18 protein-coding genes are annotated in these 20742 nt (G+C 38.7%); 15 read left to right on the forward strand and 3 right to left on the reverse strand.

Annotated features, from left to right (window positions below; translation table 11 throughout):
- Positions 1-25: 25 nt before the first annotated feature.
- Positions 26-571 carry a GbsR/MarR family transcriptional regulator gene (locus AAEY62_RS00840; RefSeq protein WP_010552940.1) on the reverse strand — a complete coding sequence of 182 codons (546 nt, stop codon included), beginning with the start codon at positions 569-571 and terminating at the stop codon, positions 26-28.
- Positions 572-776: 205 nt separating this feature from the next.
- Here AAEY62_RS00840 and adhP point away from each other — a divergent pair, with 205 nt between their 5' ends.
- Positions 777-1787, forward strand: a complete 1011-nt coding sequence (gene adhP, locus AAEY62_RS00845; RefSeq protein WP_197188195.1) for an alcohol dehydrogenase AdhP — start codon at positions 777-779, stop codon at positions 1785-1787.
- A 79-nt stretch (positions 1788-1866) separates the two neighbouring features.
- Here adhP and AAEY62_RS00850 read toward each other — a convergent pair whose 3' ends face one another.
- Both AAEY62_RS00850 and AAEY62_RS00855 read right to left on the reverse strand, forming a co-directional pair.
- A complete protein-coding gene (locus AAEY62_RS00850; protein ID WP_350634430.1) occupies positions 1867-4287 on the reverse strand; it encodes a TonB-dependent receptor in 2421 nt (806 codons plus the stop codon).
- A 218-nt stretch (positions 4288-4505) separates the two neighbouring features.
- Positions 4506-5783 (reverse strand): Xaa-Pro dipeptidase, encoded by a 1278-nt coding sequence (locus tag AAEY62_RS00855; RefSeq protein ID WP_350634431.1) that lies wholly within the window; start codon positions 5781-5783, stop codon positions 4506-4508.
- Positions 5784-5937: 154 nt separating this feature from the next.
- Between AAEY62_RS00855 and AAEY62_RS00860 the strand changes: the two genes are divergently transcribed.
- The 14 genes from AAEY62_RS00860 (at position 5938) to AAEY62_RS00925 (ending at position 20471) form a co-directional block, all read left to right on the forward strand.
- Positions 5938-7779, forward strand: coding sequence for a DUF885 domain-containing protein (locus AAEY62_RS00860; protein WP_350634432.1), 1842 nt, complete (start codon positions 5938-5940; stop codon positions 7777-7779).
- Positions 7780-7876: 97 nt separating this feature from the next.
- Positions 7877-8389, forward strand: coding sequence for a YcgN family cysteine cluster protein (locus AAEY62_RS00865; protein ID WP_024591051.1), 513 nt, complete (start codon positions 7877-7879; stop codon positions 8387-8389).
- On the forward strand, positions 8389-8901 hold the full coding sequence (locus tag AAEY62_RS00870; RefSeq protein WP_007583259.1) for an RNA methyltransferase: 513 nt from the start codon (positions 8389-8391) through the stop codon (positions 8899-8901). The genes AAEY62_RS00865 and AAEY62_RS00870 overlap by 1 nt, the downstream gene beginning before the upstream one ends.
- Positions 8902-8979: 78 nt before the next feature.
- On the forward strand, positions 8980-9873 hold the full coding sequence (locus AAEY62_RS00875; RefSeq protein ID WP_101216936.1) for a substrate-binding periplasmic protein: 894 nt from the start codon (positions 8980-8982) through the stop codon (positions 9871-9873).
- A gap of 85 nt (positions 9874-9958) precedes the next feature.
- A complete protein-coding gene (locus AAEY62_RS00880) occupies positions 9959-11215 on the forward strand; it encodes a sugar MFS transporter (protein ID WP_007583255.1) in 1257 nt (418 codons plus the stop codon).
- 257 nt (positions 11216-11472) lie between these two features.
- Complete coding sequence (locus AAEY62_RS00885) at positions 11473-13362, forward strand: methyl-accepting chemotaxis protein (RefSeq protein WP_350634433.1); 1890 nt, start codon at positions 11473-11475, stop codon at positions 13360-13362.
- 5 nt (positions 13363-13367) lie between these two features.
- Entirely contained in the window at positions 13368-14450 is a 1083-nt protein-coding gene (locus tag AAEY62_RS00890) for a GGDEF domain-containing protein (protein ID WP_350634434.1), read from the forward strand.
- Positions 14451-14463: 13 nt separating this feature from the next.
- On the forward strand, positions 14464-15078 hold the full coding sequence (locus tag AAEY62_RS00895) for a DsbA family protein (protein WP_076924683.1): 615 nt from the start codon (positions 14464-14466) through the stop codon (positions 15076-15078).
- A gap of 241 nt (positions 15079-15319) precedes the next feature.
- Positions 15320-16072, forward strand: coding sequence for a DUF3450 domain-containing protein (locus AAEY62_RS00900; protein WP_197100448.1), 753 nt, complete (start codon positions 15320-15322; stop codon positions 16070-16072).
- Positions 16073-16082: 10 nt separating this feature from the next.
- The gene (locus AAEY62_RS00905; RefSeq protein WP_350634435.1) at positions 16083-17462 is read left to right on the forward strand and encodes a MotA/TolQ/ExbB proton channel family protein; all 1380 of its coding nucleotides are present in this window, start codon (positions 16083-16085) and stop codon (positions 17460-17462) included.
- 3 nt (positions 17463-17465) lie between these two features.
- Positions 17466-17993, forward strand: a complete 528-nt coding sequence (locus AAEY62_RS00910; RefSeq protein WP_024591043.1) for a MotA/TolQ/ExbB proton channel family protein — start codon at positions 17466-17468, stop codon at positions 17991-17993.
- A 54-nt stretch (positions 17994-18047) separates the two neighbouring features.
- Entirely contained in the window at positions 18048-18458 is a 411-nt protein-coding gene (locus AAEY62_RS00915) for an ExbD/TolR family protein (RefSeq protein WP_024591042.1), read from the forward strand.
- Positions 18459-18467: 9 nt separating this feature from the next.
- Positions 18468-19073 (forward strand): energy transducer TonB, encoded by a 606-nt coding sequence (locus tag AAEY62_RS00920; RefSeq protein WP_024591041.1) that lies wholly within the window; start codon positions 18468-18470, stop codon positions 19071-19073.
- Between the two features lie 69 nt (positions 19074-19142).
- The gene (locus AAEY62_RS00925) at positions 19143-20471 is read left to right on the forward strand and encodes a tetratricopeptide repeat protein (protein ID WP_350634447.1); all 1329 of its coding nucleotides are present in this window, start codon (positions 19143-19145) and stop codon (positions 20469-20471) included.
- The last annotated feature ends 271 nt before the right edge of the window (positions 20472-20742 follow it).

Genomic DNA, 20742 nt, shown 5'->3' on the forward strand with positions numbered 1-20742 from the left:
TATAAATAAAGCCGCAATTGCGGCTTTATTCTTTTTTGAATATCTTATCTTTTAAGTCAATAACTTTACCAATTCCAGAACCTAGCTTCATCAGCTTATTAAGTTGCTCTGGCGTTAAACGTTGCAGCTCTGATGACCATTTAGTGACAGTTTCAAGTAGGTTGTGAATTTCTCCCATTTGTTTTTGTGCATAAAGCTCATCGTCGTTACTGGCTTCATCTAATAAGTTATCGCGTAGTAATGTTAAGGTGGGCTCAATTTCGCGCTTTTTACGTTCTTCAAATACGCGATTTGCCATATCCCAAATATCGCCAGCAGGGGCGTAGTACTCTTTTCGATCGCCAGGAATATGCTGCACTTTAATTAATTGCCACGATTGCAACTCTTTAATACCCATGCTTACATTACCGCGAGAAATACTAAGCGCATCTGCAATCTCATTGGCTGTCATTGGATTTTTAGTAATAATCAGCAAACCACACATTTGCCCAATCGTTCGATTGAATCCCCAGCGGCTGCCCATCTCACCACAATGCATTACAAAGGCAAAATTCTTTTCGGATAAACTCATAGCTTAGTAACTTTCAGTAATTTCAGAAAGTAAATGCTAGCACGCTCATTTTGGATAGCAAGTTCTTAGCCATTTTATAAATTGATTTTAACGACTAAAGTATGATTTAGATTGATATTTATACATCTATATTGGGATATGTTGTACACAACAATACGTAAATAAACCCTTATTTTTAATTTTTTTCACATACGATGGAATGACTATGAAAGCTGCAATTAATAATGAATACAAAGGTAAATTACAAATAACAGATCTGCCAATTCCTGAGGTTGGAATAAACGACGTTTTAGTAAAAATAGCCGCTTGTGGCGTTTGCCACACCGATTTACATGCCTGTCATGGTGATTGGCCGGTAAAGCCAAAAATGCCATTAGTTCCAGGGCATGAAGGAGTTGGTGTTATTGATAAAGTTGGAAGCAACATTAAGCACTTAGAAGTTGGCGATAGAGTGGGTATTCCTTGGCTCTATAGTGCATGTGGGCACTGTGAGTTTTGCTTAGATGGCAAAGAAACACTGTGTTTATCGCAGCATAATACGGGTTATTCTATTGATGGTAGTTATGCTGAATATTGTTTAGCGCATGGTGATTATGTTGTAAAAATACCTGAGGGATTAGGCTTTTCTGAAGCTGCTCCATTATTTTGTGCAGGTGTTACAACCTATAAAGCATTAAAAGTATCCGGTGCTAAACCTGGGCAGTGGGTTGCTATTGTTGGTGTAGGTGGCCTTGGTCATTTAGCAGTACAGTACGCTAAAGCAATGGGTTTTAATGTAATAGCTGTTGATACAGGTAAAGAAAAACTCGCGCTTGCTAAAGAGCTTGGCGCAGATATAACACTCGACTTTAAAGAAGTTGTTCCTAGCGACGCTATTTTTGAACAAGTAGGTGGCGCGCATGGCGTTGTGTGTACTGCGGTATCTAAAGCTGGGTTTGAACAAGCTTATAAAAGTGTACGCCGTGGCGGTAAATGTGTATTAGTGGGATTACCTCCAGAGGATATGCCACTTCCTATTTTTGATACTGTGCTTAATGGCGTGTCAGTAGTGGGCTCTATTGTTGGTACACGTAAAGATTTGCAGGAATGCTTGGAATTTGCAGCGCAAGGTAAAGTAAAAGCGATTATTGAAGAAAAACGCTTAGAGGACATTAACGAGATTTTTGATGATATGCTCAAAGGTGAAATTAACGGTCGCATAGTGGTTACTATTTAATTTAGATTAAGCGTTTATAAAACACAAAAAAAGCACGGCTTCTAAATTAGAAAACCGTGCTTTTTAAATTCTAAACCAATTAAAGTGTGTAACTAAAACTTAGTTTTGCATTACGCTCTTCCCCTGGCATGCCACCTAAAAACATTGCTTTTGAGTAATATTTTTTGTTAAACAAGTTATTTAAGTTTAACTGCATATGCCATTTATCAGTTGTATACGATACCGCTGTATCGTAAATCGTGTAACTTGGTACGTAACCATCAGGAATCGAGAACGAACTTGAATTAGTACTTCTGTTATCTACAAATGTAATACCACCACTTATATTTACAGCTTCAGGTAAGTTAAACATATCTGCGTAATAAGTTACCCACGTGCTTGCTGTTACGTAAGGCACACCTTTTTGGCGTGTGTCATAACTGCTGCTGTTAGGATTGCTTTTGTCACGTGCATCTTGATAAATACCGTTTACGTTTACTTTCCATTTATCATTTAAGTAAGCGTTTAAATCAAGTTCAATACCTGTTGTTTCTTCTTTACCATCATAATAGCTTTCAGGTACATTTGAGCCTGATGTTAAAGCGTCATAAAGCGGATTTGCGTATTCTAAATTAGTACGAGAGCTTTCGAATATAACAACAGAAGCTAGTAGTTGATCATCAAACGTTTTAAATCTAAAACCTAAATCGTTACTCATTGATTCAGAATCTTCTCTGTCTGCTTCATTACCCGCAACTGAGCCTAATACACTATACGCCGTTCGACCTTTTGAATGATTTACAAATACAGATAAATCTTCAGATGGCTGATACGTTGCACCCAGGTTATACGTTAAGCCAGAATCTGATGTACTCGCTTCAGGTGTTGGCTCTGCGCGGCTTGAGCTATAGCGCTCATCTACACCAAAGTGCTCGTAAGTTTGCTCAATTCGGTTATATGCTACACCAATACGCGTTGTAAGCTCTTCAGTAAGATAACCAACATGTTGAATGCCTAAGCCCCATGCTTGTACTTTTTTATTGTAGTCGCTGGTTTTAAGTGGATCGAAGTCATCAAAGTTGCCAGATGGCCAATTTGGTTCTCTTATATCGTAAATATACGGCAATGAACCTTGGTACGTTACATCACCAGCATCGTTTGTGAGTACGTAATCTTGATCCCATATTGAGAATTGTTTAAAACGAATATCTCTATCTTCGTAGTTTGCGTTAACAAGTAATTCGTTATCTACGTCGCCTAACATAAAGTCATAACGTAAATCTAAAAAGTACTGCCATGATTTTTCATCTGCTTCTACTTGGCGGTATTCTTGGCGGCGTGCTGCATACGGGTAAAGTACACCGTCTTCAACTAACGGAGCACGTGGGTCATTATTTATAATTCCATCACGAGTAGAGTAAACGTAGTTATAAGCACCTGTTTGGCGCGCAAAACTTGATGTGTAGTTACGGTACTGTAGTTGCTGGTTTAAAAACAAATCGTCAGTAATGTAATAGTTATGCGTTAATTTAAAACGCAGTTCTTCACCTTCGTTAGCATCAGCCATTGGTGAAATAATACCATTTGTGCCAAAGCTATAAGGTGTTAATCCATCAGATGAAGATAGCGAATTAGCAAGTTGGTCGCGTTGTGCATCACTTAACTGTACGCCGCTTCCTGTCGGATCGTTTACTAAATCGGCACCGGTTACTTCACCCGCGCTTAAACCATTTGCAGTTTCTGCATTGTAAATACGAATAGGGTGACCAATAGAATCAACCGCTATTTCATCTTTTATATATGCTGCAGAAAGCATGATGTTTTGTCTGTCGTTTAGCACGTATTTAAGCGAAGTATAAATTTCGTCGCGATCTTCTTTTAAATCGCGAAAGCCGTCACTTGACGCTGTTTTAGCCATTACACGATAGGCCAAGTCATCTGTTATAGCGTTAGTGCTATCAAACGATAATGAATAGCTATCCCACTGGCCAAGCTCAGCCGATACTTTGTGTTTTTCTTCAAACTCTGGCTTTTTCTCTATTAGGTTAATTACGCCACCCGCACTACCAATGCCATATAAACCTGTTGCTGGGCCTTTTAAAACCTCAACAGATTCAACATTTGTAAGTGAACGAGTTGGGTTAAATGTATTACCCAGGCCTGCACCACCATACATACCATCGTAGGTGTAGTTTGCATCTAAACCACGAATTACTAAGTTATCACCAATACCGTAGTTATTACCTGCTTGTGTTAAACCACTTACGTTTCTAACTAAATCTTGTAGGCTATCTACACCTTGAGATTCAATAAGTTCACGGTCAATAATCACAACCGGTGCAGGTGTTTCCATTAAAGACATGTCTGATTTAGTAGCAAGACCTGAGCTCATCACCACGCGGTTTTGTTTTTCGTATACGCTGATGCGTTCAATATCAGCATCAACTTGTGTATTTTGGGCAAATGCCATATTTGCATTTAAACAAGCAAGAGTAATAAGAGAGTACTTAAACGTTTTCATAGAGTGATAACTATTCGCGTTATTGAATTTGCGCGAATGATAATGGTTATTGTTTTTAAAGTGAATAGAAAGTTCATTTTATTTGATTAAATAAAACTGTTCGGATAATTAACAAACAAAACCAAGCCTAATAAAGGTACGGTGTACCTTTATTAGGATATTCGAGGTGGGGGAGGGGTTTATTAAGGCTAAGTAAGCTCAGCCTTAATAGCGTGTATTTACAATTGGTTTTTATAAACAACACCTGCTTTCATTACGAAGGGTACTGACTCTAAGGTTTTAATGTTTTTAAGAGGGTTTGCTTTTACAGCAATTATATCAGCAGCAAATCCGGTTTTAATTTGTCCTAACTGAGTATCCATTTTTAATAACTTAGCGGTATTAATAGTGGATGCTTGAATGGCTTGTAGTTCTGTCATGCCAAATTCAACCATGCGGCTAAACTGTTTTGCATTATCTCCGTGCGGGTAAATTGCTGCATCCGTTCCAAAGGCCATTTTCACACCCGCTTTTACAGCACGGCTAAAGCTATCACGTTGCCTTTTTGATACTTGGCGTTCTTTATTTAGATTTTCTTCGTCAACACCATTTTGCTCGCCATAAGTCAAAGTGTATTCGGTGTTATAAATATCCATAGAAAGCCAAGTTCCATGCTCTTTGGCAAGGGCTATGGCTTCGTCATCTAAAAAGCTGGCGTGCTCTACGCTATCAACACCTGCTTTAATGGCTGTTTTAATCCCGCTTGTACCGTGTGCATGAGCTGCAACAGGTAAATCTCGCATATGGGCTTCATCAACGATGGCTTTCATTTCTTCAAAAGAATACTGCTGTGCACCTACTTTAGTCCCTTTTGAAAATACTCCACCTGTGGCGCAAAACTTAATAGCGTTTGCCCCGTATTTAATGTTTTCGCGTACTTTTATACGCGCAGCCCATGGACCGTCTGCGACGCCACTTGAAGTATATTTAAGCTCAGGAGGTAATCGGTTGTTATCACAGTGCCCGCCGGTAATTCCGAGTGATGGCCCCGCAGCCCAAATACGAGGGCCAACTATGTCACCCGCATTTATGCCGTCACGCACCGCTATAACGCTGTAACCTTCTGCGCCAACATTACGAACTGTTGTAAATCCGGCTTCTAAGGTTTTTTTAGCAAAATGAGCCGCTTTAATTGCCATTCTAGGAACTGACTGGCCTAAACGTTCACTGCGTGGAACGGTCGGATCGCTTGTTAAATGCACATGCATATCCATTAAACCTGGCATAAGGGTTAAATCAAGTAGTTGAATATGTTCATCATCTTTAGTCAGCGTTGGTTTTTTATTTTGTTCAATGTTTGTAATTACGCCATCATCAATAGTAATCAAGGGCGATTTAATGAGCGTGCCATTTTCAACATTAACCATGGCTTTAGCCGATAGGTATGTAACGGCATGGGCATTAAAAGTAGTTAAACACAGTAAGGCTATAGAGGTGCTGAGTAGTTGTTTTTTCATTTTATTTTTCTTTTAAATCATATTTGAATTAATAGAAATGTAACAAGCTCAGATAAAAGTGCAAATTTAATACGATGAACGCAATCTATCGTAATTACTTTATTAAGTAAGGCTTAATGCGCATAATCAAAAAACGATATTAAAAAGGATTATCATGAAATCAATTAAATTAGCATTAGTTGCCAGTGGCGTTATGTTTGCTTTAAGTGGCTGTATGAATACTGAGCTTAGTACACACACTAATACCAGTGCGCAGTTAAACACCGTTAACGCATCGGCAGGTATTGTTTCAGAGCTTTCGGCAGAGCAACAGCTCGATGTACTTGTTGCGCAGTATTACGATGAATCGCTCACATACAGCCCCATCAGTGCAACGTATAATGGTCGTAACGAGTTTAACGATCAATTCACGCCTGAGATTTCAAAAGAAAATAGAGCTAAAAAAGCGGCTTTTTATAAAAAATATCAACAGCGCTTAAACTTTATAGATAAAGCACAGTTAACAGGGCAGTCGCTTTTAAGTTTTGAAATATTAGAGCGCGACCTTGCACTTAAATTAGAAGGCATGCAGTTTCCTGATTATTTACTACCAATTAACCAAATGGCGGGTGCGCATAACACCTTTGCAGGTTTTGGTTCAGGTCAAAGTGCTCAGCCGTTTAATAGCGTTGAAGATTACACGGCTTTTATGTCGCGCAGCGAAGGTTTTGTAAAGTGGCTTGCCAGTGTAGAGCGCTCAATGGCACAAGGCATTAAACTAGGTATTACGTTACCAAAACCACTTGCCGAAAAACTGCAGCCACAATTTGCAGCTCATGTAGTTAAAAATGCCGAAGATTCACTGTTTTGGGGACCAATTAAAAAATTACCAGACTCGTTTAGCGCACAGCAAAAGCAAAATATTACAGCGCAGTATCGTGAATTGATTATGCAGCACTTAGTTCCGGCTTATAAAAGCATGAGTGACTTTTTAGCTAATCAGTATATTGCAAATAGCCGAGAAAGCGTTGGTTATAGTGACTTACCAAACGGTAAAGCATGGTACGAATACCAAATTAAGAAAAACACGACGCTTAGCTTATCTGCAGATGAAATTCATGACATTGGTTTAAGTGAAGTGTCGCGTATTTTAAGCGAAATGAAAAAAGTAAAAGAAACCGTAGGCTTTAAAGGTGAGTTATCTGAATTTTTTGACCATTTACGCGATTCAGATGAATTTTACTACGACACGCCTGATGAGTTAATTGCGGCATATGAAAACGTTAAGAAAAAAATAGACGCGCGTTTGCCTCTGCTTTTTAACATCGCACCCAAAGCACCTTACGTTGTAAAAGCGGTTGAAGCATACAGAGCGCAGTCTGCAGCTGGTGCATCATACGCATCTCCGGCGCCTGATGGCTCTCGCCCTGGTATTTTTTATATCAATGCTTATAACTTAAAAGCGCAGCCTAAATTTTTACTCGAAACTTTATCAATTCACGAAGCAGCCCCGGGCCATCACTTTCAAATAGCACTTCAGCAAGAAATAGAGGGCTTACCTGATTTTCGTAAATTTGGTGGCTACACTGTGTTTGCAGAAGGTTGGGCGCTTTACGCAGAAAGCTTAGGCAAAGAGCTAGGCTTATTTACCGACCCTTATATGTGGTACGGACGTTTATCAGACGAGCAATTACGCGCAATGCGTTTAGTGCTTGATACTGGTTTTCATGCAAAAGGGTGGACGCGTCAACAAGGTATAGACTACATGCTTGCAAATTCGTCTATGGCTAAAAGTGATGTAATTGCTGAAGTAGAGCGCTATATAGCATGGCCAGGCCAAGCGCTTTCTTACAAGTTAGGGCAATTTAAAATTCAAGAATTACGTGATTTTTCTAAAAAAGAACTCGGCAATAAATTTGATATTAAAGCGTTCCACACGCAAATATTAATTGATGGCGCATTGCCAATGCCAATCCTTGAGGAAAAAATTAAGCGTTGGGTTAAATCTCAAAGCTAATTTGTAGCGCAAAGCCTGTACTTTGAAAGGGTATTGGCTTTGCGCCATTTACAGCAATACGGTAGAATGCGCGCTCTTTAGGGGGCACGAGTAAACTATGTTTGATCAACAATTAGCAAATACACAATTTTGGCTTAAAAAAAGCTTAAGCGACATGAGTCAAAACGAATGGGAAGCCATTTGTGATGGATGCGGAAAATGTTGTTTAAATACGTTTATTGATAGCGAAGATGAAGACGAATTTACCGCCACCGATCAGTTACGCGAAGGTGAGCAATTAATATTTACTAATATTGTATGTCAGTATCTTGATAACAACACCTGTGGCTGTAGCGAGTACGAAAACCGCCAAACGCTTGTTCCTTCTTGTGTAAAACTCACAAAAGAAAACCTTAAAGACATCTTTTTTATGCCACAAAGCTGCAGTTACCGTCGTTTACATGAAGGCCGGGGTTTGGCTTCTTGGCACCCATTATTAAATAGTGGCGATAAAACAAAGATGCATGAGCTAGGTATTTCTGTAAAAGACAAAACAGTAAAAGATTGCGATGTAAAGCTAGACGACTTTGATTTGTACATTGCAGAGTGGCCAACAAAGGACGCTGAGTAATGAGCAAACAACAAGCGGTAATTGGTTTAATCAATCCTAAAAGCCCGACTAATGTTGGCGGTGTATTGCGTGCAGCAGGTTGTTACGACGCCAAACAAGTGTTTTTTACCGGTAATCGTTACTTAAACGCTAAAAAGTTTCATACCGATACTAAGAACGCACTTGAGCGTATCCCTTTAACTGAAACCAATAGTTTAGAAGCGGTAAAACCAGAGGGCGCAACCGTTGTTGTTATTGAGCTTATTGAAGGTGCAACACCTTTACCTGAGTTTAAGCACCCTGAAAATGCGTTCTATGTTTTTGGCCCTGAAGATGGCTCTGTGCCAAAAGACGTTTTAAAGTGGTGTGATGAAGTGGTATATATTCCAACTATTGGCTGCATGAACTTAGCGGCTACCTGTAATGTTGTTTTGTATGATCGCTTAGCTAAATTAGGCGGCGTTGAGAGTAGTGACGATACTATTATTAGCTCTCGTGATACAAACAATAAAATGAGGTGGCAAAAAAGCTGATTAGTTAAGGTTTATTTGTGCAAAAATGTTAGTTTTGACTAAACTTAAAAACATTATAAATCATAAATAGATACTAAAATGCGCTGGTTTTATTTTATATTATTACTGACAAGTAGTAATTGTTTTGCTGAAACATCAGTTGAGTATTATCAAAATGGTACTCAACATGTTTTAACTGGACATTACCACAAATCAGGAGTGCTCTATGAAGCGAAAAACCCCAAACAAACACTCCATTTAGCCACACTCGATTGGCCTCCTTATATTGGTAATAATTTATGTAATAAAGGCTGGGTTTATCAATTTTCAATTGCTCTATTAAATAGTAAGGGCTACAGCGTATATATTGAATTTTTGCCTTGGGCAAGAGCTGTACGAAATGTAGAACTAGGCAAAGCTGATATATTAATGCCTGAATATTTTATAGAAGATACAGCCCCCTCCGATTATGTTAATGGTAAAACACGTCGAGAATTACTCGGTTTATCTAATTCGTTTAAAGGTGGAGAAATTGCATTTTTAAAAAGGAAAGGCGATACAGACCGTTTCACTGGAAACTTAAAATCGCTTAAAGGGCAAAAAATTGGCGTTGTTCGTGGGTATCAAAATACGCCTGAGTTTGATGCCATGATGGACAATGGCGAGTTTGAAGTTATCACCTCTGTTGATGATTTACAGCTTGTTCAACTTCTGGTTACTAAACGTGTTGATTTGATTATAGGCGATCCTCAAGTTCTTAAATTCTCTGTAACGTACTCTTCTTTAACTAAACCTGAAAAACAATCTTTGCTTTCTTCTATTGAGCAAGAAAGCATTCCTCTGCAATACAACCCTTTATATTTTGCTATTAGTAAGCTTACACCTAAATGGCTTTTAGTCTTAGAGGACATAAATGAAGGGCTTTATCAGTTTCATAATAGTGGCGAGATAGACCGTATTATCAATACGACAAATACTCAATGCAAGCCATAAAATTGGAACGTTCCTTTGTTGCGCTGACTAATTTATATATAAACATGTAGAATCGTTTTCAACTTGTTAATGGAGTGAAAACGACGTGAGTGAAATAAATACAAATCAATCATTCGCGGTCAACGAACAGCCAAATAAAAATTATCTGTTTCCACTGACTGCAATGACGACCCTATTTTTTTTATGGGGTTTTATTACTGTTTTAAACGATGTACTAATACCACGATTAAAAGGCGTATTTGATTTAAGCTTTTTTGAAGCGATGCTAGTACAGTTTTGCTTTTTTGGTGCTTATTTTATTGTTTCTATCCCTGCGGGGATTTTAGTTAAGCAGTTTGGTTACAAAAAAGGGATTTTAACTGGTTTAATTGTGGCTTCAATTGGGTGCATGTTGTTTTATCCTGCTGTTGTAGTACATGAATATTGGCTATTTTTGAGCGCCTTATTTGTACTTGCCGCTGGTGTAACGGTGCTTCAGGTTTCTGCCAATCCTTATGTTGCTGCTCTTGGGAGCGAAAAAACAGCTTCTTCTCGTTTAAATTTGGCACAAGCACTTAATGCGCTTGGTACTACCGTTGGGCCTTATGTAGGTGGTTTATTATTTTTTGGTACAGCAGGTAGTCTAGCTGCTTCTGCAGCAACTGCTGAGTCTGTAAAAGTGCCTTATTTAATGCTTGCTGGTGCCTTATTACTTATCGCTATTATATTTGCCTTTATAAAGCTTCCAGAAATTGAAGCCCATAAAGAGGAAAATAATGCTGCAGTAGAATCTCGTTCATTAACTCAAGCACCGCACTTAACTATGGGTGTACTTGCTATATTTTGTTATGTAGGTGGGGAGGTTGCCATTGGCAGCTTTTTAGTTAACTACTTTGGTGAGGCGCACATAGCAGGACTTGAAGAGCATACTGCGGCTGCACTTATTAGTTATTACTGGGGCGGGGCAATGGTAGGGCGTTTTATTGGCTCTGTATTATTACAAAAAATAGCGCCTTCTAAGGCGATCGCATTTAATGCATTTAGTATTATTGCGCTATTGCTGATCACCATTTTTACTCAAGGTGACGTCGCTTTATATTCAGTATTGGCAATTGGTTTATTTAACTCAATTATGTTCCCGACTATATTTTCAGTTGCAATCGAGCGACTAGGATCATTGACCAGTAAGGGTTCTGGTTGGTTGTGCTTAGCTATTGTAGGTGGTGCACTTGTACCATTACTGCAAGGGTTTATAGCTGACACAGTAAATATACAGCAAAGCTTTTTTGTTCCCATGCTATGTTATGTATTTATCGCATGGTACGGATTAAATGTTGTTCGCTTAGCAAATAAGTGGAAATAATAGACTATACAAGAGTGACTGAATACGTATTCAGTCACTTATAAAGCCACATTTAATAGGAACGTTCCATAAGTAATTAATACGAGTCACAATTTATTTCAATATTAGTCAGTTACCCCCTACAGCCTTTTGTTTTTTAATCCTTTATCCTTATTTTTATACAATAACCTAGTCACAAGCCTTATTTATTAGGACATTTAGCTAAATCTTTGCTAAAACTGTATGGATAATAAAGATAAATAATAAAAAGGATGTATATGCTTAACTCGTTGAAATTTACTTCCAAAGTGACTATTGCAGCCTCTTTAATTTTGGTTTTGGTGCTAGGGTTATTTACTTTTAATAACTACATTGCGATGCGCAAGCAAACCGAGCAGCAGTTAAGCCTAGTATTACAACAAAATTCCGAATCTGTTTCACAAAATATAGCGAGTTGGTTAAATGCAAAGTTGGCGATTGTTATATCAATTGCTAAAACCCATAAAGCTAATGATTCTAAAGCACTCACCCTTTCACAATTAAATACTGCAGAGCTTGCCGGAAGCTTTAAAAATACGTATATAGGTAAATCCAGCGGCACGTTTATATTAAACGATCAATCAGTCGTTTTACCTGCTGATTTTGATGCGACCTCTCGCCCTTGGTACAAATTAGTCGAAAACAAATCAAATACCGCTTTTACAACTCCCTATATTGATGTAACAACTAACGAGCTTACAATTTCAGCGGTAGTACCCATGCAACAAAATGGCCAGTTTAGCGGCGTTGCAGGTGCCGATATTGATATGCAAACCGTGACTAAAATTATTAACGATATTGATTTTTTAGGTCTCGGTTATGGTTTTTTACTCGATAACAAAGGTCAAGTGTTAAGCCATCCTAATGCTAAGTTAAACTTAAAAAATACATCAGACATTTTTGGTACTAATACGCCCTTGCAAAGTGAGTTTACCCAATACGAGATAAACGGAGAGTCTAAGCTTATCTCGTTTACAAAAATCAGTGGTATTGAAAACGTAGATTGGTACCTAGGTGTTGTCATAGATAAAGATAAAGCGTATGTCAGCGTTTCTAACTTTGGCCAAACTGCGGCTGTTTTTATGGTGATAGGGATCATTACTATCATTATTATGATGCAGCTTTTATTACGCTATTTAATGCAGCCTATGAACCGTTTAAACGATGCCATTAAAGATATAGCACAAGGCGAAGGGGATTTAACAAGGCGCTTAACCGTTGAAAATGATGATGAGTTTGGCGACTTAAGCCATTCGTTTAATATTTTCATCGAAAAAATTCAGCATTCAATAGAGCAAGTAAAAGAGTCAACAGAGCAATTAGATACAGCTATTGAGAGCTTGGTATCACAAACACATTCATCGCTGTCTATGTATGATGATCAAAGTAAACGAACCGATAGTGTTGCAGCGGCTATTAACCAGTTTTCAGCTACATCAATGGATATTTCAAATAATGCAGAGAGTGCATCGCAGCTTGCTAAAAATGCAGATGAGCACTCAACACAAAACCAAGAAGCGTTAAGTCACAGTGTTACAACCATCCACCAGCTTTCAGCTAATATGGAGAAAGCTCAGCAAACTATAAACAGTTTAAATACGCACACAGCCAGTATTGGGCAAGTGCTTGAAGTTATTAAAGGTGTAAGCGAGCAAACTAATCTATTGGCACTAAATGCAGCAATAGAAGCCGCTAGAGCAGGAGAGGCAGGACGCGGTTTTGCCGTTGTAGCAGATGAAGTACGCCAATTAGCACACCGCACTCAACAATCAACGCAAGAAATTGAAGACACGGTGAGCCAGTTACAAAAAGGCTCAAACCTTGCTGTAGAGCTTATGAAAACAAGCCTTCAAGACAGTGAAAAAAGCGTACAACAAGCAGATGCCGTCGGCAATTTAATGAGCCATGTTATACAAGCTATTAAGCAAATTAACGATGCAAATCATTCTGTAGCCAGTGCAACCGATGAGCAAAACCAAGTTGTTAAGTTATTAGATACTGATATTCAAACAATTAGTGCGCTTTCTATACAAGGCAAGGCTAACTTAAATGACACGCTTAACGAATGTACCAAACTAAAACAGCAGTTTAGTGCCTTAGAAAATATGGTTCAAAAGTTTAAAGTATAAAATTAATGACTAAAAAAAATGTGAATAAACCAAATTGGCTCAGTCTAATAAATATCGACAGTGTTTATAGCTCAGACATGCAACGCAAAGCGTTTTCTTTATTTACCATGATTGGGATATCAATTGTGGTGATTGCTGTACTCGTGTTTTTGAATTATAAGGTTTACTCACCGATACTCACTGCTTCATTAATTATCGTTAACATTACAAATATAAGCTGTTCTATCTACTTTATAAAAACGGGTAATCTTCAAGTAGTGGCATTAATAAGTATGAGTATTGTATGCATGATGTTTGTTGCACTTGTTTATACCGGTGGTAAAGACAACACCGCGCTATATTGGCTAATGTTTTATCCTGTAGTGACGTTTGCATCTTTAGGGGTCAGATTAGGTGCTTGGTTAGGTTTTACTTTACTGTTTTCTTGTATTGTTATTTTATACGGCCCTGATTTTGGTCAAGTTAGCTATGGCAATGTAGAAAAAACACGATTTATAGCGTCCTTTTCTATGGTGTTTTTATTCTCATTTATTGGTGAGTATTTTAGGCATAAAAGCCACATGGCTATTGCCGATATTACGCTCGAGCAAAAACAAGATGCTTATACCGACCCCCTTACTGGTATAGCAAACAGACGTTTTATTACCTCTCATTTTTTAAAGCTTGCCCAAACACGCCCAGAGCAGTACTTACCTTTTTCAATTTTGTTAATTGATTTAGATAACTTCAAGTCTTTAAACGATACGCATGGTCACGACTTTGGTGATACGGTATTGATTGAATTTACCAAGCTCCTTGAATCTCAGTTTTTGGCAACTGCGTTAAAAGCGCGTTATGGCGGTGAGGAGTTTGTTGTTATTTTACCGCAGGTTACTGTTCCTACAGCCACTGTAATTGCAAACAAATTTCGAGAGGCTGTCGCAGGGCACGTTATATTTACCGATGACAAGCAGCGTATTTCAATCACCTGTAGTATTGGTATTTCCCAAGTAAATAAAGTAACTGATTATGATGATTCATTAAAACAAGCAGATGAAGCTCTTTATAGTGCAAAGGCTGCTGGTCGTAATAGAGTCGTCTCGAACTAATTGAAGGATTAATATGTCTCAAAGTAAATTAATATATGTTCATGACCCTATGTGTAGTTGGTGTTGGGGTTACTCACCAACCTGGCTTAAGCTAAAATCAGAGCTTGCTGGTAAAGTAGCAATTGAATATAAAGTAGGTGGATTAGCACCTGATAGCCAAGACCCAATGCCACAAAATATGAAAGAGATGCTTGAGGGTACTTGGCATAAAATTTCAGCGCAGTTAGGTACGCAATTTAATTATAACTTTTGGCGCGATTGCCAGCCAAGACGTTCAACGTATCCCGCATGCAGAGCTGCACTTATAGCGCGTAAAGCGGATAAAGAAGCTCAAATGGTGGCTGCAATTCAACATGCTTATTACTTAAATGCGCAAAACCCGTCAGATGAAAGTACGCTAATTAGTTTGGCTGAACAAATTGGCTTAGATAAAAATGAGTTTACTGCGCAGCTAGCATCAAGTGAGCTTAATGATGAACTTAAAGAAGAGTTGTCTTTCGTTCGTACGTTACCTATTCAAGGGTTTCCCTCACTCGTGCTTATAAAAGACAATAAAGCACACCCAATAGAAATTAATTATACCGATTGGCACTATTCCCTTAATCAAATTAATTCAATTTTAAAATAACCCAGCTTGTTTATAGGGCATTTGGTTAACAAATGCTCTTATCATCTTAAAAATCTCCTTGTAAGTCTTAATTGTTACCATTGTCATAAAAGCGACTTTTTTGCGCAACATCCTTGTCATGTTACATCTATAAACTCCTGCTCATTGAAATTATTAAGTCATAAATTATTTATATAACAAAGTTTAAGACCTAAGAAAACAAACTAGCAAATCCGCTAACTAACGAGTAAAGGTGTATGCGATGAAAGGCGTTAAACCATTAATCTTAGCTGGTATTGTGGCCGCAAGTGCAGCAGTACACGCAAACGATTTAGATAAGGTTATTGATAAAAGCAGTGAAATTAATAAATCAGCTGCGCAATCACAAACAAAAATAGACAAGATTGCAGATTCAATGCAAGGGCGTTTACAGCAGTTTAAAACCCTCAATAAAGAAATTGACGGTTTAGCTGTTTACAACGCTCAGCTAACTAAACAGTTAAATAATCAAATAGAAGAGATGGAATCGTTAAACCTGTCAATGGATCAGGTTTCTATTATTGAACGTCAAATTACACCTTTAATGATGCGTATGATCACAGGCCTTGAGCAGTTTGTATCACTCGACGTGCCATTTCTACAAGATGAGCGTGCAAAACGTTTAGCCTCATTAAAAACCATGATGGATCGCGCTGATATCACCTCAAGCGAGAAATTTCGCCGTGTTTTGGAAGCTTATCAAGTGGAAGTTGATTACGGGCGTACCATTGAAGCATATACCGCTCTATTAGAAGTAAGTGGTAAAGAGCGAGAAGTAGACTTTTTACGCATTGGTCGTTTAGAGCTTATTTATTTAACGCGCGATGGCAAGCAAGCAGGTAGTTGGGATACAAACACAAAAACGTTTGTAGCGCTTCCTGACTCTACTATAAGCCAAATTAACAAAGGTCTTCGCATAGCGCGTAAGCAACTTGCCCCAGATATGTTAACTCTGCCAGTACACGCAGCAGAATAAGAGGTTAAAAATGAAATTGTTTACTCAAATGACAAAAAAGGCTCTTTTTGCTGCAAGCCTTACACTAAGCCTAGGTTTTACAGGTAATAGTATCGCGGCAGAGTCAATGAATCTTGACTCGTTACTTAAATCAATTGAAGACGGGAAATCGGTTCAAAGCGCACAAAACAAGCAACGAGAGCAAGAATTTACCTCGCGTCAAAACGAACAAGTGCAAATGCTAAAAGATACACAAGCAAAACGCAGTCAAATGCTTGGTGAATCAGAGCGATTAGAAACACAGTTTGAAGAAAACGAAATTAAGCTTGCTAATTTAACCGATACTTTATCAAAGCGTATGGGATCACTTAAAGAACTATATGGCGTTCTTCAGCAAGTTGCTGGTGATTCAAGCAATAAATTTGCAACATCGGTTGTATCGGCAGAAATTCCGAGGCGAAGTGCTTTTATGGACGATCTCGCTCAAAAAATGGGCTCAACATCAAAGCTTGCTTCAATCGACGATATTGAAAAAGTGTGGTACGAGCTGCAACGCGAAATGACCGAGCAAGGCAAAGTAAGTCGCTTTAATACTACGGTTATAGTCGAAGGTGGTAATAAAGCACAGCAAGAAGTTGTTCGCGTAGGTGCTTTTAACCTTATATCGGGCGGTAAATATTTAGAATACAACCCAGGTACGAATACACTAAGCGAACTAACTCGCCAACCAGTATCGCGCTACACATCAACAGCGGGCGATTTACAAGACGCTAAGACAGGTGTTGTGCAGTTTGCACTTGACCCAACGGGTGGTTCAATTTTAGGTTTACTCGTTCAAGCCCCAGATACTGCAGAGCAAGTACATCAAGGTGGCGCTGTTGGTTACGTAATCTTAGGTGTAGGTTTACTTGCATTATTAATTGCAATTGAGCGTTTTGTATCGCTATTACTTGTTGGTGGGAAAATTCGCCGCCAGCTAAAAGACAGCGTAGCGAGAGATGACAATCCACTAGGTCGTGTTATGAAAGTTAAAGATGACTACCCAAATGTTGCCTACGACACGTTAGAGCTTAAATTAAGCGAAGCTATTTTACGCGAAATGCCAAAAATAACGCGTAACTTAACACTTATCAAAATTATATCGGTAGTTGCACCGCTATTAGGTTTACTTGGTACGGTAACCGGTATGATCAATACCTTCCAAGCAATTACACTATTTGGTACTGGCGACCCTAAACTAATGGCTGGTGGTATTTCTCAAGCACTAGTAACAACCGTATTAGGCTTAGTTGTTGCAATACCAACCGTATTTATTTACACGCTACTTAATACTCGCTCAAAAGGTTTACTGCTTATATTACAAGAGCAAAGCGCCGGTATTATTGCAGAGCGAAGTGAGAAAGGAGAATAAGCCATGGTGCTATTGATTGACTCAATCAATGCTATCCGTGATTTTCTCGACACTGGTGGCCAAGTTCTCTTGGTCATTGGGGTGTTAATCTTCGCGATGTGGTTATTGATACTCGAGCGATTTATTTATTTTTTTAATGGTTTTCGTGGTTATAAAAAAGACGCTAAAAGCACATGGAGTTCTCGCTGTGAGCGTAACAGCTGGAATGCAGAGCAAATTCGTCAAGCGATGATCTCGCGTGCAAGTATGCGCCTAAATACTAATTTACCGCTTATTAACGTAATGGTTGCGTTATGCCCGTTACTTGGCTTATTGGGCACAGTAACAGGAATGATTGAAGTATTTGATGTGATGGCAATTACAGGCACAGGCAGTGCGCGCTCAATGGCATCGGGTGTATCTAAAGCAACTATTCCAACAATGGCGGGTATGGTAGGTGCGTTATCGGGTGTATTTGCATCAACGTATTTACAACGCAAAGCCAAGCGAGAAGTAGAGCTACTACAAGACAGCATGGTTTTAGACCATTAAGCAAAATTTTGATAAGCGGCCCATTTAAAGCCGTTCATCCTAGGAGAATAAAAAATGAGAGCCCCTTTAGGTAATTTAATGCAAGAAGACGAAGCTGAAGAAATAAACATGACACCTATGTTAGATGTTGTATTTATCATGCTTATTTTCTTTATTGTTACAGCGTCGTTTGTAAAAGAATCGGGTATTGACGTAAACCGACCTGAAGCAGCAACAGCTGTTAAAAAAGAACGTGCAAACATATTAGTGGCGATTTCTGACACGGGTGAAATCTGGATTAATAAACGTCAAATAGACATACGTGCAGTGCAAGCCAATATTGAGCGTTTAAAAGCTGAAAACCCGCAAGGTAGTGTTGTTATTCAAGCTGATAAAAAATCAACAACCGATACTTTAATAAAAGTAATGGATGCAGCACGCGCAGCAGGTGTGTTTGATGTGTCGATTGCGGCTCAAGAAGCATAAGGGCAGGCAATGCGTTATTTAGTAGCATTAGTTATAGCCGGTGTAGTGACCTTTATGTTGTTTTTAGGCATGCAGGCACTTATTACTGGTGGCGAAGGTGTAATGAGTGAACCCGCCAAGGGTAACGTACTTGATTTTGTCAGGCTTAAAAAAGAAGAAAGCGTGCAAAAAAAAGAACGCAAACCACAAAAACCACCAACGCCTAAAGAGCCACCTCCGCCAATGGAATCGCCGCAAATGCAAAATAGCGACGCGACTGCGAACGCTAATAACTTCGACTTTGGCGCCAATGTGGATGCAGATGTAAATTTAGCCGGTGGTTTAGCGCTTGAAACAAGTGATGGTGAGTATTTACCTATTGTTAAAGTGGCACCTGTTTATCCTCGTCGCGCATTATCACGTGGCATTGAAGGCTACGTTATTGTTGAATTTACAGTAACTAAGCAAGGTACGGTGCGAGACCCACAAGTGATTAAAGCAGAGCCTGAGTCTCTCTTTGATAGAGCGGCGATGGATGCAGCCCTTAAATTTAAATATAAACCGCGCGTAGTAAATGGTGAAGCCGTTGAAGTTGCGGGTGTTCAGAACAAAATATCTTTCCAAATTAGCGGTTAATTTAGTAATTAACCACGAGTAAACGGACAGAAATGCGAGGCGATTATGAAACTATTTATTAAATCTGTTATGAAATTAAGCCCTACAGCTGAATTTTTAAAATTAACACTATTTTGTACTGCTGCGATCAGTACAAGTATTGTCACACCAAGTGCTCTAAGCCTGATACCAGGGCTAAATGTAGCTACGGCATATGCAGAGCAAGAGCAAAAAACAAAACGTGTACCAGCGCTTCGCGAAAAGGTCTACAGCCAACTCGCACGTGCACAAAAACTCGCTGATGATGGCGATGTTAAAGCAGGCCTTGAAGCGCTTGATAGCATTCAAGAGCGAGCTTCAAGCATGAACTCGTACGAAATTGCGATGATGCATAATTTTTATGGGTTTATTTATTACAACGAAAACGACTTACCAAAAGCGATAGCTTCGTTTGAAAAGGTCGTAGCAGAGGAAGCCATTCCTGAGTCACTTCGTTTAAGTACTACGTTTAGCTTGGCTCAACTGGCAATGGCTAATAGTGATTACAAAAAGGTAATTGCATTTTTAGATGACTGGGACACTATTAACACTAAGCCTAAAACAGAAGGCTATTACTTGTTAAGGGCTCAAACATACTATCAGTTAAAGGATTATAAAAAAGGGCTTGAGTATATATCTCAAGTTATTGCTTTAAGTGACAGCGAAGGTAAAGCCCCTAAAGAAAATTGGTTAGTACTACAGCGTGCCATGTACTACTCACTTAATCAAACTGACAAAGTTGTTGAAGTACTTGAGCGTATGGTAAAGATTTATAACAAACCTGAGTTCTGGGTACAGTTATCGGGTATGTATGGCGAAACTGGGCAAGAAAAAAAGCAGCTAGCCATTATTGAAGCAGCTTACCAGCAAGGTTTTTTAACGTCTAAATCTGATCTACGCCAATTAGCGCAAGTGTATTTATATAACGGCTTAGCATTTAAAGCCGCAGACGTTATGAGTGATGCGATTGAAAAAGGGATTGCAGAGCAAAACGCTAAAAACTATGCCTTTGTAGCTGAGGCGATGATCCAAGCAAAAGAAGACGAAAAATCAATAAAATACTTTGTAAAAGCAGCCGATTTATCACCCAGTGGTAAGTATGATCAACGCTTAGCTGAAGTGTATGTTAATACTGAGCAATACGAGGAAGCGGCCGACGCAGCGCGTAAAGCACTTAATAAAGGTTCACTTGATTTTGAATCAAATGCATTTGTAGCCTTGGGTATGGCTCAGTACAACTTACAAAATTTTGATGCCTCAATTTTAGCATTTGAACAAGCCGAAAAACATAAAAAATCACAGCGTTTAGCGCAGCAATGGATTAAATATGTAAAGCGCGAGAAAGTGCATGCAGAAACATTAAGAACGGCACTGCTTTAAGCTTTAGTAATAACTTTTAAATATAATTTCATAATCGCAAATCCAAACCACACTATTTTTAGTGTGGTTTTTTTATGTTTTTAATAAATTAACTACTTGAATTTTATGTAAATAACTTTGTCATCTTATGTTTATTAAAGTGTAACTGTAATGTCATATAGCTACCGTAAGGTAGGCGCTGCTGATAACTCAAGTGACCTTAAAGCATTACTTAATGTTTTAAGGTGACTTGAGTTTATTTAAAGCACTTAACAAAATAATTAAATACTTT

It is taken from the genome of Pseudoalteromonas sp. GW168-MNA-CIBAN-0100 (assembly GCF_040309225.1).
In the GTDB taxonomy this organism is placed as follows: domain Bacteria; phylum Pseudomonadota; class Gammaproteobacteria; order Enterobacterales; family Alteromonadaceae; genus Pseudoalteromonas; species Pseudoalteromonas arctica.

What these genes read in the sequence shown, in the direction of transcription:
- AAEY62_RS00840 (WP_010552940.1), bottom strand. Translation starts at nt 571, where the DNA reads ATGAGTTTATCCGAAAAGAATTTTGCCTTTGTAATGCATTGTGGTGAG.
- adhP (WP_197188195.1), top strand. Translation starts at nt 777, where the DNA reads ATGAAAGCTGCAATTAATAATGAATACAAAGGTAAATTACAAATAACA.
- AAEY62_RS00850 (WP_350634430.1), bottom strand. Translation starts at nt 4,287, where the DNA reads ATGAAAACGTTTAAGTACTCTCTTATTACTCTTGCTTGTTTAAATGCA.
- AAEY62_RS00855 (WP_350634431.1), bottom strand. Translation starts at nt 5,783, where the DNA reads ATGAAAAAACAACTACTCAGCACCTCTATAGCCTTACTGTGTTTAACT.
- AAEY62_RS00860 (WP_350634432.1), top strand. Translation starts at nt 5,938, where the DNA reads ATGAAATCAATTAAATTAGCATTAGTTGCCAGTGGCGTTATGTTTGCT.
- AAEY62_RS00865 (WP_024591051.1), top strand. Translation starts at nt 7,877, where the DNA reads ATGTTTGATCAACAATTAGCAAATACACAATTTTGGCTTAAAAAAAGC.
- AAEY62_RS00870 (WP_007583259.1), top strand. Translation starts at nt 8,389, where the DNA reads ATGAGCAAACAACAAGCGGTAATTGGTTTAATCAATCCTAAAAGCCCG.
- AAEY62_RS00875 (WP_101216936.1), top strand. Translation starts at nt 8,980, where the DNA reads ATGCGCTGGTTTTATTTTATATTATTACTGACAAGTAGTAATTGTTTT.
- AAEY62_RS00885 (WP_350634433.1), top strand. Translation starts at nt 11,473, where the DNA reads ATGCTTAACTCGTTGAAATTTACTTCCAAAGTGACTATTGCAGCCTCT.
- AAEY62_RS00890 (WP_350634434.1), top strand. Translation starts at nt 13,368, where the DNA reads ATGACTAAAAAAAATGTGAATAAACCAAATTGGCTCAGTCTAATAAAT.
- AAEY62_RS00895 (WP_076924683.1), top strand. Translation starts at nt 14,464, where the DNA reads ATGTCTCAAAGTAAATTAATATATGTTCATGACCCTATGTGTAGTTGG.
- AAEY62_RS00900 (WP_197100448.1), top strand. Translation starts at nt 15,320, where the DNA reads ATGAAAGGCGTTAAACCATTAATCTTAGCTGGTATTGTGGCCGCAAGT.
- AAEY62_RS00905 (WP_350634435.1), top strand. Translation starts at nt 16,083, where the DNA reads ATGAAATTGTTTACTCAAATGACAAAAAAGGCTCTTTTTGCTGCAAGC.
- AAEY62_RS00910 (WP_024591043.1), top strand. Translation starts at nt 17,466, where the DNA reads ATGGTGCTATTGATTGACTCAATCAATGCTATCCGTGATTTTCTCGAC.
- AAEY62_RS00915 (WP_024591042.1), top strand. Translation starts at nt 18,048, where the DNA reads ATGAGAGCCCCTTTAGGTAATTTAATGCAAGAAGACGAAGCTGAAGAA.
- AAEY62_RS00920 (WP_024591041.1), top strand. Translation starts at nt 18,468, where the DNA reads ATGCGTTATTTAGTAGCATTAGTTATAGCCGGTGTAGTGACCTTTATG.
- AAEY62_RS00925 (WP_350634447.1), top strand. Translation starts at nt 19,143, where the DNA reads ATGAAATTAAGCCCTACAGCTGAATTTTTAAAATTAACACTATTTTGT.